We start from the raw sequence: 16,355 nt of genomic DNA, 5'->3' as shown, positions 1-16,355 counted from the left end.
TTTTTAGTTTTGATCGGCGGGAAAGACAATTCCGATTTGTTTTCTCGCTTCTTCCATAATGCTTGCCGTAATGAAAGAACGTTCAAATGTATTTTCGGAAGACTCCCGCTGTCCGTTTCGAAGAAGATTGATGAATTCAGCCGTTTCGTAGTACATCGACGGTTTCAGATCAGGGACTGAAATGTCTTCCGTCCGGCCGTCACGATAGCGGATTTCCGCCCGTTCCGGTCCGTGAATGCTGTCCAGAACGATCGTGCCGTCTTCACCCTGAATTTCCGCCGGGGCAAACGAATTTGAGATTTTCGAATGCATCATCACCGCTTCAAATCCGTCGTATGACAGAATGACCGTGCCTTCGCCGTCAACGCCGGATGCTAGTTTATGACCGGTCGCAATGACGTTTTTCGGTTTGCCGAACAGGACGACGGCCGGATAAATGCAGTACACGCCGATGTCCATTAACGAACCGTTCGATAATTCAGGCTTAAACGCGTTTAGCACCGTACCGTTCTTATATGCATCATATCGTGATGAATATTGGCAGTAGCTTGCCGTGAATCTCCTGACGGGTCCGATTTTATGTAAGTGGTTTTGAAGCATGCTGAAGTTCGGCAGGAACGTTGTTTTCATGGCTTCCATCAAGAGAACGCCGTTCGTTTTGGCTGCGTGAATCATTTCATCCGTTTCCCTTGCGTTAGACGCAAACGGTTTTTCGCACAGTACATGCTTGCCGTGTTCCATAAAAAGGACCGCCTGCTCTTTGTGAAATGCATTCGGGCTGGCGAGATACACCGCGTCATAGGCTTTGCTTTCCGCCATTTCTTTCAGGCTGGTAAAATAATGAGCAGCGCCGTGTTTGCCGGCGAATTCCGCCGCGCGTTCCTCAGTTCTGGAATAAACCGCCGTTAATTGAAAATCATCAATAGCAGAAGCCGCCTCCAGAAATCGTTCTGTAATCCAATTCGTTCCGACTGTTGCAAATCGAATCATTGCTATCGCTCCTTCTATGTATTGGCTTACATTATAGCTTTTTTTCTGAGAAACATAAATGGAAAAAAGGCTGCCAGCTAAAGGGATAGGAAAAATTCCCATAGAGACCGGTTATTATTTTTCATTACAGGAACGATAGTGTACAATTTAAGTAAAATACATATGATGGAGGAACAATAGTGGAAACATTGCAAACATGGGGCGGCAGATTTAAACAGTTTTTCTTAGACAATAAATTTGTCTTGTTTTTGCTTGTATTGCTGCTCATCGGTCTCAATATCCTTGTCTTTATGAAGACATCATTTATTTTCACACCTATTATCGTCCTGCTCAAAACGATTGCGCTCCCCGTCATTTTGACAGGAATTGTTTATTATCTGCTTAATCCGATCGTAGATATATTGGAAAAAATAAGAGTGAAAAGAGTCTATTCCATCCTGCTCCTTTACCTCATTATTATAGGGCTGATTACGATTACGGTCGTTTCAATTATTCCGTTTTTAAAGGAACAGATCATGAGCCTGATCGACAATCTGCCGAAATATGTGGATATCGTTGAAGATCAGACGAAAAGCCTGATCGGAAGCGATTTTGTAAATCAGGCGCAAAAGACGATGAATATCAACATTTCCGATCTTGCTAATAAAGTATCGGCGCAGGCGGCGACAATTGCAAACAGCACATTTACCGGAGTCGGGAATTTTATCGGCGCGCTGACGGAAGTGATTATTTCAATTGTGACCGTGCCGTTTATTCTGTTCTATTTGCTGAAAGACGGCAAAAAACTGCCGATTTATATCTTAAAGTTTGTGCCCACCCGTCTGAAAGAACAAACGTATACGATGCTTAGTGAAATGAACCACAGATTAAGTTCCTATATCAGAGGACAGGTCATCGTCAGCTTCTGCATCGGGTTTTTATTATTTATCGGCTATCTGATTATCGGACTTGATTATGCGTCACTGCTTGCGGTCATTGCCGCTTGTACGAGCGTTGTTCCGTATTTAGGGCCGACCATTGCCATCACGCCGGCGATTATTATCGCGTTGGTCACTTCGCCCCTTATGCTGCTGAAGCTTGCGATTGTATGGACCGTTGTCCAGCTCGTGGAAGGGAAATTAATTTCGCCGCAGATCATGGGGAAAAATCTTCACATTCACCCGATTACCATCATCTTTGTTCTTTTAACCGCCGGAAAGCTGTTCGGGGTTGTCGGCATTATTTTAGCCATCCCGGGGTATGCGGTCATCAAAGTGGTCACGACCCATCTGTTTGATTGGTTCAAAATGCGTTCGCATTTATATGAAGAAGAAAAAAATGATGCTGGATCGAAGTCATAAAATCGGAACGGATATGATATTTATTATAAGACAGGCTTTCCTTCAGAGGAGAGCTTCTCTTTTGTAAATGATGAATGAAGGGAAGAATGGGATGACACTATGGGAGATGTTCACAGCAGCCGTTTTGGGAATCGTGGAAGGGCTGACGGAGTATGCGCCGGTTTCTTCCACGGGACATATGATCATAGCGGATGACATCTGGCTGAAATCCGGAAGCCTGATGAATCCGGAAGCCGCCAATTCCTTCAAAGTGGTGATTCAGCTCGGTTCGATTCTGGCGGTGGCCATTGTGTTTAAGGATCGGATATTACATTTACTCGGCCTCAAAAAAAACGTCACGCGCGATCAGCAGAAGGGATACAGGCTGACCATCGCGCAAATCGCCGTCGGTCTTGTTCCGGCGGCGGTGCTCGGCTTTTTATTTGAGGATTTCATTGACCGCTATTTATTCTCCGTCAGAACGGTCGCTTACGGATTAATTGCCGGAGCCGTGCTTATGCTTATAGCGGACTGGATCAATAAAAGGAAAGAAACGATCGATACGGTGGACAGAATCACCTACAAACAGGCTTTCTGTGTCGGATTATTCCAGTGTCTCGCCTTATGGCCCGGATTTTCCCGCTCAGGCTCAACGATTGCCGGAGGTGTCATTGTCGGCTTGAATCACCGGGCAGCCGCAGACTTCACATTTATTATGGCTATTCCGATTATGGCGGGCGCAAGCCTTTTGAAGCTGGTGAAATACTGGAGCAGTCTTTCTTATGACATGATTCCGTTTTTTCTTGTCGGCTTTATCTGCGCCTTTGTCGTCGCCCTCTTAGTCGTCAAATTTTTTCTTCGGCTCATTAACCGGATTAAGCTTGTCCCGTTTGCCATTTACCGTGTCATCCTCGGCATCATTTTAATCATGCTCGTGCGATAAACGAAGAGGCCCCCCGGAGGGTCTTCTTTTTATGTTCGAAAAATGTCTCAGGAAAATATGAGCAAACTGAATTTTCTGCTTGAAATTCATAGAAGAGTCGTCTATAATAAAACATGACGTTACAGCACGGGGCCATAGCTCAGCTGGGAGAGCGCTACGCTGGCAGCGTAGAGGTCAGGGGTTCGAGCCCCCTTGGCTCCATACCTTTAAACCCTTATTCTATAAATAAGGGTTTTTTTGTTTTTTCATCTTCTGCGGCAGCCTCTATGTTCTGCTTCATTTCTAACAACTCAAAATAAAGGAAAGAGAGAAAATGAAAAAGAAAATCTATCTTCTACTAACTCTTTCAGCGGCACTGGCACTTCTTTTAACAGCGCTCCCGGCTCTTTCTCCCGTCGTCTTCACGTCTGCTTCAGAAAAAGGAGCCATCAGGCATGACATTTATAAAAAAGGATATCCGTATCAAAGCTACTTTGCGATTCTTCAAAAAGAAGAAGGCGGCGGAGAGGCCGGGAACCTTTATTATGTAAATTGGTTCAATTGGAAAGATGATACCGGACAGACGCCGCACGTATGTTATTCAAAAAAATCGTCCGAAGGCGAGTACAAAGTAAGCTGCGGAACCGGACCGTAATGATCAAGAGCCCCTCTCCAATGAGGGGCTCTTTCTGTCGATGCCGCTCTGGCTCTCCGTTTAATATCCCCAATATAACGGCGTATCATAATGCCGATACGGATCATTCGGATAATGCGTATTTGGCTGATAAGGCTTATTCATATCATGAATACCCGTGTTTTCAGTCTGTCCGCAGTATTTATCGGGACCTATCACAGTTGATTGCCGGATCGGGGAAACGGCTTTTTCCCACTCATGCTCATTCAGACAGTACGTATGCGCCATGATCTCAGGCGGCGTCAGACGGAGAATATCCGAGCCGTATATCACTTCAGGCGAAGGGGCGTCAAATATGGCCAAAAGGTGGGTTCTGTCTGAAGTGGCGACTTCATAATGCCACCACCCCTGCGGAACATTCGCCACTTGTCCTGAAGAAATCGGATAATTCCGTATTTTCTGGGTGAACGGATTCAGCATCGACACCACCGCGGAACCCGAAATACAGTACACCAATTCAGCGGCATTTTGATGGGTATGCGGTTCAATCACATTTGTTTTGCTCAGAAAGATATCTAATAATGAAATATTTTCAAGCGTGTTTAACTGTTTAATCCCCAATACATTGATAAAGTTCCGAGCATCTTTCGTAAAAAAACGGCTCTCATTCACATTATAAGTGAACTGTGTATTCGGAGACGTGTAATCGATATCGGAAACCATGCACTCCCCCGCTTTCATCTTTAAACGTATATTCCCAAATATATGTGTCCCTGTTTCACCGGGTGATAAAAAAGGAGGTAAAATCCATAAATTCCAAATCCAACACAATATTGTGACGACTTTTTAAAGATTCATTTTAAATATATCTTTTATTCAAAATATCTCTTACTATAAAGATATATTGAAAATACATCTTTAGAAGGGTTGAGGATTAACATGCTGGATGAGAGAACAATAGACATCATCAAAAGCACAGTACCCGTATTGAAAACACATGGAGAAAACATCACCGGACGCTTTTATAACCTGATGTTTCAAGATCATCCCGAACTGTTAAATATGTTTAACCAAACGAACCAAAAGAAACAGACTCAGCGCGCAGCATTGGCAAATGCAGTCATTGCGGCTGCGGCGAATATTGATCAACTAGAACAAATCATTCCGGCGGTCAGACAGATCGGCCATAAACACACAAGCATCGGTGTAAAACCGGAACATTATCCGATTGTCGGAAAGTATCTGCTTCTGGCAATTAAGGATGTGCTGCAGGATGCCGCAACTCCTGAGATTATGCAGGCATGGGAAAAAGCTTACGGTGTGATTGCGGAGGCTTTCATCGGCATTGAAAAAGACATGTACAATGAAGCCGGATGGCAGGGGTATAAAGAATTTACGGTTATACAGAAAACGAAAGAAAGCATAGATATCACATCATTTTATATCAAACCGAGTGACGGTTCTTCGCTTCCTGGATTTGAAGCGGGACAATATATCAGCATTAAAGTGCGGATTGCGGATTCTCCTTATACGCACATTCGCCAGTACAGCCTGTCTGATGCTTCTCAAAAAGGGGCATATCGGATTTCTGTGAAAAAGGACGGAGCGGTTTCTTCTCATCTCCACAATGAAGTTCAAGAGGGAGATAAACTTGAAGTCAGCGCACCCGCCGGGGATTTCAAGCTGTCTTCTGCCGAAAAACCGGTTGTTCTTATCAGTGCCGGTTCCGGAATCACGCCGATGATGAGCATGCTGAAAACAGCCGCCGAAAAACAGCCGGAGCGTGCCGTTACTTTTATTCATGCCGCGAAAAACGGAGAGTACGCCGCGTTCCGCAAAGAGGCTGAACAAGCTGCGGAGAATCATCCGAATATTAACGTCATTTATGTATACAGTGAACCGGCAGAACAAGACCGCTCAGGAGACAAGCCTTTTTACAGCGGCAGGATTGATCAAACCTTCTTGGAGCAGCTTCATCTGAATCAAGATGCTGAATTTTACTTGTGCGGATCAGCGCAGTTTATGACGCAAATGAAAGATATGATTCTTGCACTCGGGTTTGACTCTGATTCCGTTCAATATGAATTGTTCGGCCCTCAGCTGAGCATGGCATAACAAAAAAGACTCCTCAAAGGGGAGTCTTTTTTATTTGCACAATGTGTTCTTTCTCCGTCTTTTTCCCTATTTTATTGAAATTTTCATCAATGACCAGTAAAATTATAAATCTAGTGATTCCGGAATTAAAGGAAGGTTGATATGAAAAAGAAAGCAAAGACCAAAAGGGGGCTTGGGTGCCTTTTTGCTGTATCTCTTATATTCGGATTATTTCTGGTATCAATGGTGTTTTCGAAATTCATAGTGACGGAAGAAAAACCGCCTGAAGAGGTGGACGAGCAGCAGGTCTTTATTGACAGCCTTTCCGGGCATGCTCAAATTTTATATGAGAAATATCATGTCCTTCCGAGCATCACCCTCGCACAGGCCATTCTCGAATCGGACTGGGGGAACAGTGAGCTTGCGGGGAAAGCGCGCAACCTGTTCGGTGTAAAAGGTGATTATAAAGGAAAACACGTCACGATGAAAACGGATGAATTTGAAAAAGGAAAACGAAAAACGATTCGGGCAAAATTCCGTAAATACAGCACGTTTTTTGAATCAATGGATGACCATGCCAAATTATTTGTCAACGGAACGTCTTGGAATAAAAAGAAGTATAAGACCGTCATTGAAGCGGACAATTATAAAACAGCGGCGGCTGCCCTTCAAAAATCCGGCTACGCCACAGACCCCGGCTATGCTGAAAAAATTAAAGATGTCATAGAAACCTATAATCTGAATGAATATGACAAAATCAATGCCTCTCTTAAAGCAGTTGATATGAAAGGCGCCATCAAAGACCACGCCATTGAAGACGTGTGGTCCAAGCCGTCAAAAGAGCGGCATTCTATTAAACTGGCATCGGCGCAAAAGTTTACCGGCCAGCATATTAAAGTCGTATCTGAAAAACAAAACGGAGAATCCGTCTGGTACCAAATTCAAGTGAAAGATGAGCTGATCGGCTGGGTTGACCAAACCGCCGTCCAGTTAAGTGAAGAAACATAAGCATCAAAAAAAGCCGGCAGCCCGCCGGCTTTTTTACATTCCTTCAGTTTCAAACCTTTTAATATCACGTTTATGCCCCATCAGCACAAGGCAGTCACATTCATGAATGACAGTCTCCGGAGAAGGGGACAGCTGAATGTCTCCGTTATGTTTCAAGGCGAGAATGGTGCAGCCGAATCTGGCCCGGACGCCGAGCTCAAGAATGGATTTTAAATGCAGCTTTTTCGTGGCTGAAAGCTCCACGATGCTGTATTCATCTGACAAATCAATATAATTTAAGACGTTTTCATCCGAAAGGCTTTGCGCAATCCGCACGCCCATATCCTTTTCGGGATGGATAATACGATCAGCACCGATCTTTTCAAGCACTTTGTGATGATAATAGTTTTGCGCTTTCACCCAAATATTGGGGATGTTCAGCTCCTTCAATAACAGCGTCGTCAGCGTGCTTGCCTGAATGTTGGCGCCGATTGCTACGATGACATATTCAAAATTTCTGATGCCGAGCGACTGAAGCTCGCTTTCTTCCGTTGAATTTGCCCGCACAGCATGCGTGGCATAAGAGGAGTATGCGTTGACCCGCTCTTCGCTGATATCGACCGCAAGCACCTCATGCCCCATTTTAAAAAGCTCTTTACAGATGCTTCCGCCGAAACGGCCGAGTCCGATGACGGCAAATTGTTTATTTTTGATTTTTCCCAATCCTCATAACTCCTTAAGAAACTGTTTTCGTCACTCCAAATACAACAAACAAGAATGTACTCCTGTTTCAAGGGTTTGTCAATGCGAGAGCCGGAAGAAAGAAAACAGCACAAAAAAAGACCGGCTGACAAGCGATGGGCTTGTGCCGGTCCGTTTTTCGCAATTATTTGCAGTTGCAAGGCTGTGTCGGCGGTGTGCTGCGTTTTTGAACAACAATTGTGTCCTCAGCATAGAATTTAGAGCCGATGCTTAATGATTTATTTTCTGCACGGAACTTATATGTACCTGCAGCAGGCAATGTTTTATTATTAAGAGAAAGCTTGAATTCCGCTGCGCCGAGCAAATCAATGTTTAACGGAAGTCTGACTGTTTTGCCGTTATTCAGAATCTGTCTTTCACGCAAAGCGTGTCCGTTGACTGTATCTTTTGTTGTAGCCGCAAATCCGCTAGGAAGGGTAAATTCCATAACGCCTAAGCTCAGGATCGTGTTCGGACGGTACGTCAATTCGATATCAGAAAATGACCATTCCTGCTGGCTGGCACCTGTATATTTTGCAAATAAGGTAGCAGTCGCTTTCGTGGACATTTCCGGCTCGTGAACGGTTGAGCCTGACTCAGCGGCGAATGACGCTGTCGGCAGAGAAAGAAGCAAAACCAGGCCGAATAAACTTGCCATGACAGTTGAGAAAAATTTCTGTTTCATTTTCATAAATCCCCCTAAAAAAAAATTTGTTGATTGTTCTTAAAAAAGAACGACCATACCTATAAAAATTTACCATCAATTTTAATGGAAGTAAATGGGGTTATGTTCCTATATTTTCTCAAAAATAATCAAATCACGACAAAAAACGCCTGATTTTGATTCAGGCGTTTTTTTCGTCCGTTTCTATCGGGATAAATTTAAAAATCTCCCCGCTCTGAACCGAGTCGGCGAGCCGCTTCAGCCAATGATAATAAGCTTTCGAACTTTCAAGCTGATCATATAACTGCCGCGCTTCTTCCTGTAATTCCGCGTTGCCTTCCTCGGCCAGCAAAACGGACTGCAAATCCGCCTGGGCCTGTTCGATGGCGGACAAATTCACCTGAACTTCACGATCCCATTTCGGCGGGAAGAAATTCGTGAAAAACGTAAAGAAATCTTTTTCCGCTACAAACGTATGCTTCCGTGTGCCGCGGTGAAAGGTTTTTTTGACCACATTTAAATCCTGCAGCTTTTTGACGCCTGTGCTCATACTCGGTTTGCTCATCTGCAGTTCCTCACGCATTTCGTCAAGCGTCATTTCATCCCTCATATACATTGTTCCGTATAAAATCCCGACACTCCGGGTGATTCCGTAAAGATCCATCGTCTCTGCAATGGAATCAATGACAAGGTCCCTGGCTTGTTCTATAGCTGCGAATTCTGGATTCTCATCCATACTGTCCCTCTTTTCCTCTTGAAGTTTAAATTTGTTAAGTCATTTCTTTATGTTCTTAATCTTAACGAATCATGACAAAATGTCAAAATCTAAACGGACTGACCGGGTTTTGACAGGCAAAAAAACATATGTTAAATTAATATTGTTAAAAACATTAAATTTTTATTTAACAAACTTACTTTTCGGTAAGGAGGACTCTTATGAGCAAAACGCTTTATATCGGCGGCGAATGGATCAGTGCAGAAAAAAAACAGACCCGCCGTATCATTAATCCATTTAATCAAGAAGAAATTGCAACGGTATGCGAAGGAGATCGGAACGATGCGGTGAAAGCCATCGCCGCAGCCAGAAAAGCATTTGATGAAGGGGAGTGGCCGGTGCTTTCCGGGCTCGAGCGCGGACAATTTGTTCTGAAAATTGCGGAATTAATCAGACGCGATCTGAACGAATTAGCTGAGCTGGAATCGCTCGATACAGGAAAAACGATTGAAGAAAGTAAAGCCGATATGGATGATATCGCAAATGTATTTCAATATTATGCCGGTTTGGCGGATAAAGACGGAGGCGAGGTCATTTCATCTCCGATTCCCGATTCCGTAAGTAAAATCGTCAGAGAGCCCATTGGCGTATGCGGACAAATTACGCCGTGGAACTATCCGCTCCTTCAGGCGAGCTGGAAAATCGCTCCCGCTCTTGCGGCCGGAAACACGATCGTTTTAAAGCCGAGCGAGATTACTCCGCTGACAACCATTAAAGTCTTTCAATTAATAGAAGAAGCCGGTATTCCGAAAGGGGTCGCCAATCTCGTGCTGGGGCCGGGCGCCTCTGTCGGCGACGAGCTGGCGAGAAACCTCGACGTCGATCTGGTCTCTTTTACGGGCGGAATTGAAACAGGCAAAAAAATCATGCAGGCGGCAAGCGGCAATGTGAAAAAGATTGCCCTGGAGCTTGGCGGCAAAAATCCGAATATCGTATTTCAAGATGCAGATCTCGAAACAGCTGCAGATCAAGCGCTGAACGCCGTGTTTTTCCATGCCGGCCAAGTTTGTTCGGCAGGGTCACGTCTTTTGGTGGACGAAGCCATTCATGATGAATTTTTAGCCGAGCTGATCAAGCGCACGAAACGCATCAAATTAGGAAACGGTTTTCATGAAGATACGGAAAGCGGTCCGCTGATTTCCGCCGAGCATCGGGCCAAAGTCGAAAAATACGTAGAAATCGGCATCGAAGAAGGGGCAAAACTGGAAACAGGCGGCAAACGTCCTGATGATCCCGCCCTTCAAAACGGTTTCTTCTATGAACCTACTATTTTCTCAAACTGCAAGTCTGATATGCGGATAGTCCAAGAGGAGATCTTCGGCCCCGTTTTAACAGTTGAGTCATTTTCTTCTGAAGAAGAAGTGATCAGACTTGCCAACGATACCATTTACGGGCTGGCCGGAGCGGTATGGTCAAAGGATATTGAAAAATGCGAACGCGTAGCCGCCAAACTGCGGATGGGAACGGTATGGATCAATGATTTCCACCCGTATTTCGCGCAAGCGCCATGGGGCGGGTACAAACAATCGGGCTTCGGCCGCGAACTCGGCAAAATCGGTCTGGAAGAATACACGGAAATCAAACATATTTACCGCAACACGAAACCTGCGGCTGTGAACTGGTTTCAAGCATAACGAGGAGGAGATACAATATGACATTAAATATGAAAGTAGAAAGCATGCATAAATTCCATACATTCGAAATCCCGACAGTCATTAAACACGGAATCGGCGCGATTCAGCACGCGGGAAGTGAAGTCAGAGCGCTTGGCGTCACAAAAGCGCTGCTCGTAACAGACCCGGGAATTTATAACGCGGGAGTGGCAAACCCGGTCATTGAATCTTTGCAGGAAGCGGGCATCGAAGTCGTCCTGTTTAACAAAGTGGAGCCGAACCCGCCTGTACGTCTTGTAAACGAAGGATCAGAACTGTATAAAAAAGAAAACTGCAACGGCCTTGTGGCTGTCGGCGGCGGAAGCTCCATGGATACAGCGAAAGCGATCGGGGTAGAAGCGACACACGAAGGAAGTGTGCTTGATTATGAAGCCGCGGAAGGCAAAAAGCCGCTGGAAAACCGTATTCCTCCGCTGACAACGATCCCGACGACTGCGGGAACAGGTTCAGAGGTCACACAATGGGCGGTCATTACAGATGAAGAAAGAGAATTTAAATTCAATACGGGCGGACCGCTTATCGCCGCGCATTTAACGGTCATTGACCCTGAGCTGCACACGTCCATGCCTCCGCATGTGACGGCCATGACAGGTATTGACGCACTTGCGCACGCCATCGAGTGCTATACGATGAAATTCGCCCAGCCGATCACTGATGCCGTCGCTTTAATGGCCATTGAATATGCGGCGCATTATATTAAGCGCTCGTTTGCGGACGGAGAGGATTTGGAAGCAAGATACGGCATGGCGCAGGCGGCGATGCTTGCCGGCCTTTCATACGGCAGTGAATCAGCAGGCGCGGCGCATGCGATGAGCCAGACGCTCGGCGGCATCATCCCTGTCGCTCACGGACAATGCGTCGCAGCTATGATGGGGCCGGTAATGGAATACAACTGGAAAGGCTATCCGGAAAAATTCGCCCGCATCGCCAAAGCATTCGGAATCGATACAAGCAACATGACAACCGAAGAAGCGGCAAAAGCGTCCGTCAACTGGATGTATGATCTTGTAAAAGATTTAGAGGTGCCGAGTTTAGAAGAACAAGGTGTGTCTCCGGACATGATTGAACGTTTATCAAAAGAAGCCATGAAAGATCCGCAAACTTTCGGGAATCCAAGAGATTTGAATGAGAAAGCATACAACTGGATTTACAAACGCTGCTTTGACTTAACGCCGAAAACGGTATAATAAATGAACCCCGCTCCTTTACAGAGCGGGGTTTTTTAAGGATAATGTCAAGAAAAAGGCGGTGGTGGCTGATGTGGAAACGCATAACAGCAAAGACGGAAGGCGTATATATAGCGGATACCGAACAATTTGTTACCAAAAAGATGGACAAGCTTCGTGCGGAATACGGCGGGTTTCCCGGTGACCTGCATTTCGGACTGACAAAAAAGGCCGGCGCGCGTGAGCCGATGTATGAAAGAGGAACAGAAATTTTTAACCGGAGACAGATTTCAATCGTGTCCATGGAGGAATGTGATGACATTGCGGAGAAGATGGGGATTTCTCATATCTTTCCCGAATGGCTCGGCGCTAACATCGCAATCAGCGGTTTTTCTGCACTGACGCCGCTTAAAGAAGGAAGCAGAATGATATTTCCGAGCGGTGCGTCTCTGTTGTGCGAGGGAGAAAATGATCCGTGCATTCAGCCGGGAGAAGTCTTTCAATCCTTTTATCCGGATCAGCCAAAACTCGCCGCGGCGTTTGTGAGGCACGCGATGGGCAGAAGAGGAATTGTCTGTATTGTTGAACGCCCGGGTGACATATGCACGGGCGATGCGGTCACCATCCATTCTTATGAACCGAAACGCGCCAAGAAAAAAATCGAGAAGGTCTGACTAGACCTTTTCGATTTTTTGTTTGATTTCTTTTATTTGATTAATGTGACGCTTTTCATGATGGCCGATAAAATCAATCCACTGGCGGATCGTCAGTTCTTGAAAAACAGGATGCGGAAGCACACGTTCAAAGTCTTCCTCGTTTAATGATGAAATAACTGCGGTCAGCTGCTGTCTTGCCGTATCTAATTCTTGTTTTGCTTCAATGACTGATAATCGGTTTTGCTCAGGTTCGAGGTGTGACGGCGCCGGCCGTTTATCTGTTCTGTCCTCTATAAACTCCATCGGTTTTTCTTCTATTTCTTTTAACGGTGCGTCTTTTGCCTGCTTTGATAAAAGGGTCTGCGCTGTTTCGTCAATTTTCTTTAAATGGTCAAGGACTTCCCGCACGCTCCACTCATCAGCCGCGGGCTTTCGGTTGAATTCCTCATCAGAGAGTCCTTTCAGTTCTTCCCAGATCTGCTGTCTGGCTTCATTAAAAATGCTCATCCTATCTCCTCCTTTAGAGTAAACATATCATATCCGGATTGGATAATCATGTAATCAGCCTTCCTTATCAGAAAATTGAAACCATTTACCTTTACATCCGTATATAAAGTAACACTCCGACACCTCGGCCGAAAGGAGGATAGAAGATGGACATATTTCATCTGCCGCTTGAAACGGTCTATCTTTACACATTGATTATTTCGGGAAGTCTCACGCTTTTGATTCTGTTTTTTCAAGATGTGTTTCACGGCCTCTCGGAAGCCATTCCTGTTTCATTTTTAAACCCTGCATTGATTCTGTCTTTTTTAACAATCTTTTCAGCCTCAGGTTATATCGGCGAAATCGCCGCTCCGCTATCAAGTTCTGTCATTGCGTTGCTTTCATTTGTTCTTTCGGTTCTTTTGGTCAGCCTGCTTCACTTCTTCGTCCTTGTCCCGCTTTCATCAGCGGAAGAATCGCTCGCTTATCGGGAGACGGATTTAAAGGGCAGAGTCGGCAGGGTCATTACTTCCGTCCCGAAAGACGGCTATGGAGAAGTGATCATAGAGGGAATAGGGGGCGCCATTTCTAAATCAGCCGTCAGCTTTGATCAAGAACAGATCAAGTACGGAACTGCCGTATTAGTGATTGACGTGAAAGACGGAGTGCTTTTTGTGACGCCGCATGAACCAATCTGATATCTAAGGGGGAACTGTTATGACTATGCCGATTATCATCGTTATCGGAATCGTATTCTTTTTACTCATCGCACTTATTGCTGTATTTATTACGAAGTACCGGACAGCGGGGCCGGACGAAGCCCTTATCGTGACCGGAAGTTATTTGGGAAATAAGAACGTCCACATTGATGAAGGCGGAAATCGTCTGAAAATCGTCCGGGGCGGGGGAACGTTCGTGCTCCCGGTATTCCAGCAGGCAGAACCTCTCAGTTTACTGTCAAGCAAACTTGATGTCTCTACACCCGAAGTCTATACAGAGCAAGGCGTGCCGGTAATGGCCGACGGAACCGCCATTATTAAAATCGGAGGCTCCATCGGTGAAATCGCCACAGCAGCTGAACAATTTTTGGGGAAATCTAAGGACGACCGTGAGCAGGAGGCGCGGGAGGTGCTGGAAGGCCATCTGCGCTCCATCCTCGGCTCCATGACCGTTGAAGAGATTTATAAAAACAGGGAAAAGTTTTCTCAGGAAGTCCAGCGGGTCGCGTCTCAGGATCTTGCTAAAATGGGGCTCGTGATCGTTTCTTTTACGATTAAAGACGTCCGCGATAAAAACGGCTATCTTGAATCATTAGGTAAGCCGAGAATCGCCCAAGTCAAGCGGGATGCGGACATTGCCACGGCAGAAGCGGATAAAGAGACGAGGATTAAACGTGCGGCCGCTGATAAAGACGCAAAAAAATCAGAGCTGGAGCGGGCGACGGAAATAGCTGAAGCGGAAAAAATCAATCAGCTGAAAATGGCGGAATACAGAAGAGAGCAGGATACAGCAAAAGCCAATGCCGACCAGGCATATGATCTTGAAACAGCAAAAGCCCGCCAGCAGGTGACAGAGCAGGAAATGCAAATTAAAATTATTGAGCGGCAAAAGCAGATTGAATTGGAGGAAAAAGAAATTCTGCGCCGTGAGCGCCAATATGACTCTGAAGTGAAGAAAAAAGCCGATGCCGACCGTTACTCGGTGGAACAAGCGGCTGCAGCCGCAAAAGCGAAGCAGCTCGCAGAAGCGGATGCCGAGCAGTACAGCATCGAAGCGATGGCCAAGGCGGAAGCGGAACGCGTGAGAATTGACGGTCTTGCTAAAGCGGAGGCTGAAAAGGCGAGAGGAGAAACCGAAGCGGAAGTCATCCGCCTGAAAGGACTCGCAGAAGCGGAAGCTAAAGAAAAAATCGCCGAAGCATTCGAAAAATACGGGCAGGCTGCAATCCTTGATATGATTGTGAAAATGCTGCCTGAATATGCGAAGCAAGTCTCAGCGCCTCTTTCCAACATTGATAAAATAACCGTCGTTGATACGGGAGGAAGCGGTGAAAACAGCGGGGCCAATAAAGTCACAGGCTACGCAACCAATTTAATGGCCGGTCTTCAGGAAAGCTTAAAAGCATCTTCCGGAATCAATGTAAAAGAGCTTATTGAGAATTTTTCAGGTAAAGGAAACATAAAACAAAGTATAAATGAACTTACAAAAGAACTGAGTGATTCAAACGAACGGCACAGCCCGGAATAAAAAAACAGCAGGCGTAAACCGCCTGCTGTTTCAGTTCGTCCGCTTAGCTTCAAGAAGCCGCGGCGCAGTCATGAATAATAAGATAAGGACAATGGCCGAAAGGATAAAAGAAGGAATCATATAAGTCGCGTTATAGACGGACGAATAAATCCAGACCGGCGTGCCCTTCGGAGCATAGCTTCCGAAAAAGACAGCTCCGGAGACCACATGTGCCGCATAGCGCAGCACACTGCCGATGAAAACACCGCCTATAACATACATCGTTAAAGCGCCTCTTTTTTTATTCAATGCCGATTCCCGTACACCGGAAGCAAACAAGCCGCTGAAACCGAGGACTGCAAATGCCGCGATGTAATCAAGAAATAGCTGCACCGGGTGCTGCAAAAACAAATTGCCGATGGCGATCTGGACAATCCCTGTCAAAAAGCCTGTCGTAAGCCCGGCTTTCACTCCCCAGCGGAATGAAATCAAAAAAATCGGAATCATCATAATAGAGACCGAACCGCCTTGGGGCATCCGGAGAAACATACCTGAGACAATGTCCAGAATGACAGCCGCCCCGGTCATAATCGCTATTTCAATTAAGCGCACAAGCCGTGTTGAATGATTCATAGTTTTCCCCCTGGTCAGACAACCGTAACAAGGATAAACAAAAAAGCAGCGCGGGGAAGGATGGGAAAAGGTCCGCGCGCTGCTTGCATAAACTGCAAATCATTTGGCTTTGCCACATCCCTACGCCAGCGTTAACTAACAGGTTCAAAGGGTCAGAACAAAACGTTCACTCTCAGCTTTAATGCTCCCCTTGTGGTCATCAAGTATTTAGTTCAATCTTACTATACAAGAAAATATGCCAAACCACAAGACAGCTTATCTTTCTATAGAAGAGAAACTGAAATAAGTATGAAAGAAAATAATTAATGATTTTTTTAAAAAAACTATTGTCATATTTTCAAAAGGGTGTTATATTATTAAACGTCGCTGATGAACAGCAGACAACAACG

The 16,355-nt window shown here is 45.5% G+C and carries 17 protein-coding genes, 1 tRNA gene and 1 riboswitch; of the genes, 11 read left to right on the top strand and 7 right to left on the bottom strand.

What is annotated here, in order from left to right:
* Positions 1-3 precede the first annotated feature (3 nt).
* Entirely contained in the window at positions 4-990 is a 987-nt protein-coding gene (locus V7728_RS00090; protein ID WP_099567039.1) for a Gfo/Idh/MocA family protein, read from the bottom strand.
* A gap of 179 nt (positions 991-1,169) precedes the next feature.
* Between V7728_RS00090 and V7728_RS00085 the strand changes: the two genes are divergently transcribed.
* The 4 genes from V7728_RS00085 (at position 1,170) to V7728_RS00070 (ending at position 3,886) form a co-directional block, all read left to right on the top strand.
* A complete protein-coding gene (locus V7728_RS00085) occupies positions 1,170-2,330 on the top strand; it encodes an AI-2E family transporter (protein WP_007408629.1) in 1,161 nt (386 codons plus the stop codon).
* Between the two features lie 91 nt (positions 2,331-2,421).
* Positions 2,422-3,252 carry an undecaprenyl-diphosphate phosphatase gene (locus V7728_RS00080; RefSeq protein WP_007613337.1) on the top strand — a complete coding sequence of 277 codons (831 nt, stop codon included), beginning with the start codon at positions 2,422-2,424 and terminating at the stop codon, positions 3,250-3,252.
* A gap of 128 nt (positions 3,253-3,380) precedes the next feature.
* Positions 3,381-3,453: transfer RNA gene (locus V7728_RS00075), tRNA-Ala, on the top strand.
* Between the two features lie 112 nt (positions 3,454-3,565).
* Positions 3,566-3,886: a hypothetical protein gene (locus V7728_RS00070; protein WP_025285171.1), complete on the top strand. Its 321-nt coding sequence runs from the start codon at positions 3,566-3,568 to the stop codon at positions 3,884-3,886.
* 60 nt (positions 3,887-3,946) lie between these two features.
* Here V7728_RS00070 and V7728_RS00065 read toward each other — a convergent pair whose 3' ends face one another.
* The gene (locus tag V7728_RS00065) at positions 3,947-4,588 is read right to left on the bottom strand and encodes a cupin domain-containing protein (RefSeq protein ID WP_025285170.1); all 642 of its coding nucleotides are present in this window, start codon (positions 4,586-4,588) and stop codon (positions 3,947-3,949) included.
* Positions 4,589-4,804: 216 nt separating this feature from the next.
* Between V7728_RS00065 and hmpA the strand changes: the two genes are divergently transcribed.
* Together hmpA and V7728_RS00055 are read left to right on the top strand one after the other, a co-directional pair.
* The gene (gene hmpA, locus V7728_RS00060) at positions 4,805-5,980 is read left to right on the top strand and encodes an NO-inducible flavohemoprotein (protein WP_099567038.1); all 1,176 of its coding nucleotides are present in this window, start codon (positions 4,805-4,807) and stop codon (positions 5,978-5,980) included.
* A gap of 141 nt (positions 5,981-6,121) precedes the next feature.
* Entirely contained in the window at positions 6,122-6,967 is an 846-nt protein-coding gene (locus tag V7728_RS00055) for a glucosaminidase domain-containing protein (RefSeq protein ID WP_099567037.1), read from the top strand.
* A gap of 33 nt (positions 6,968-7,000) precedes the next feature.
* On the opposite strand, the gene V7728_RS00050 is transcribed toward V7728_RS00055, so the two are convergent.
* The 3 genes from V7728_RS00050 to cudC form a co-directional block, all read right to left on the bottom strand.
* Positions 7,001-7,669, bottom strand: a complete 669-nt coding sequence (locus V7728_RS00050; RefSeq protein WP_012118278.1) for a potassium channel family protein — start codon at positions 7,667-7,669, stop codon at positions 7,001-7,003.
* A 163-nt stretch (positions 7,670-7,832) separates the two neighbouring features.
* Positions 7,833-8,372 carry a biofilm surface layer hydrophobin BslA gene (gene bslA / locus V7728_RS00045; RefSeq protein ID WP_015240450.1) on the bottom strand — a complete coding sequence of 180 codons (540 nt, stop codon included), beginning with the start codon at positions 8,370-8,372 and terminating at the stop codon, positions 7,833-7,835.
* Positions 8,373-8,532: 160 nt separating this feature from the next.
* On the bottom strand, positions 8,533-9,087 hold the full coding sequence (cudC, locus tag V7728_RS00040) for a choline uptake/conversion transcriptional regulator CudC (protein WP_007410170.1): 555 nt from the start codon (positions 9,085-9,087) through the stop codon (positions 8,533-8,535).
* 200 nt (positions 9,088-9,287) lie between these two features.
* Between cudC and betB the strand changes: the two genes are divergently transcribed.
* The 3 genes from betB to V7728_RS00025 all read left to right on the top strand — a co-directional run bounded on the left by betB (position 9,288) and on the right by V7728_RS00025 (position 12,639).
* Complete coding sequence (betB, locus tag V7728_RS00035; protein ID WP_032876872.1) at positions 9,288-10,760, top strand: betaine-aldehyde dehydrogenase; 1,473 nt, start codon at positions 9,288-9,290, stop codon at positions 10,758-10,760.
* A 17-nt stretch (positions 10,761-10,777) separates the two neighbouring features.
* On the top strand, positions 10,778-11,986 hold the full coding sequence (gene gbsB / locus V7728_RS00030) for a choline dehydrogenase (RefSeq protein ID WP_061581482.1): 1,209 nt from the start codon (positions 10,778-10,780) through the stop codon (positions 11,984-11,986).
* 71 nt (positions 11,987-12,057) lie between these two features.
* Positions 12,058-12,639 (top strand): MOSC domain-containing protein, encoded by a 582-nt coding sequence (locus V7728_RS00025; RefSeq protein ID WP_099567036.1) that lies wholly within the window; start codon positions 12,058-12,060, stop codon positions 12,637-12,639.
* On the opposite strand, the gene V7728_RS00020 is transcribed toward V7728_RS00025, so the two are convergent.
* On the bottom strand, positions 12,640-13,128 hold the full coding sequence (locus tag V7728_RS00020) for a DinB family protein (RefSeq protein WP_047936062.1): 489 nt from the start codon (positions 13,126-13,128) through the stop codon (positions 12,640-12,642).
* Between the two features lie 146 nt (positions 13,129-13,274).
* Between V7728_RS00020 and V7728_RS00015 the strand changes: the two genes are divergently transcribed.
* Together V7728_RS00015 and V7728_RS00010 are read left to right on the top strand one after the other, a co-directional pair.
* Positions 13,275-13,805: an NfeD family protein gene (locus V7728_RS00015; RefSeq protein ID WP_007410165.1), complete on the top strand. Its 531-nt coding sequence runs from the start codon at positions 13,275-13,277 to the stop codon at positions 13,803-13,805.
* 19 nt (positions 13,806-13,824) lie between these two features.
* Positions 13,825-15,354 (top strand): flotillin family protein, encoded by a 1,530-nt coding sequence (locus V7728_RS00010; RefSeq protein WP_099567035.1) that lies wholly within the window; start codon positions 13,825-13,827, stop codon positions 15,352-15,354.
* Between the two features lie 30 nt (positions 15,355-15,384).
* Here the strand turns inward: V7728_RS00010 and thiT are convergent, their stop codons facing one another.
* A complete protein-coding gene (thiT, locus tag V7728_RS00005) occupies positions 15,385-15,966 on the bottom strand; it encodes an energy-coupled thiamine transporter ThiT (RefSeq protein WP_012118271.1) in 582 nt (193 codons plus the stop codon).
* 100 nt (positions 15,967-16,066) lie between these two features.
* Positions 16,067-16,167: riboswitch (TPP riboswitch) on the bottom strand.
* Between the last annotated feature and the right edge of the window lie 188 nt (positions 16,168-16,355).

Origin of the sequence: Bacillus sp. JHAA (assembly GCF_036961585.1) — a bacterium.
GTDB classification, from domain to species: Bacteria; Bacillota; Bacilli; order Bacillales; family Bacillaceae; genus Bacillus; species Bacillus velezensis.
Note: the sequence above shows the minus strand (reverse complement) of the source record. Positions and strands in the feature narration are given on the sequence as shown.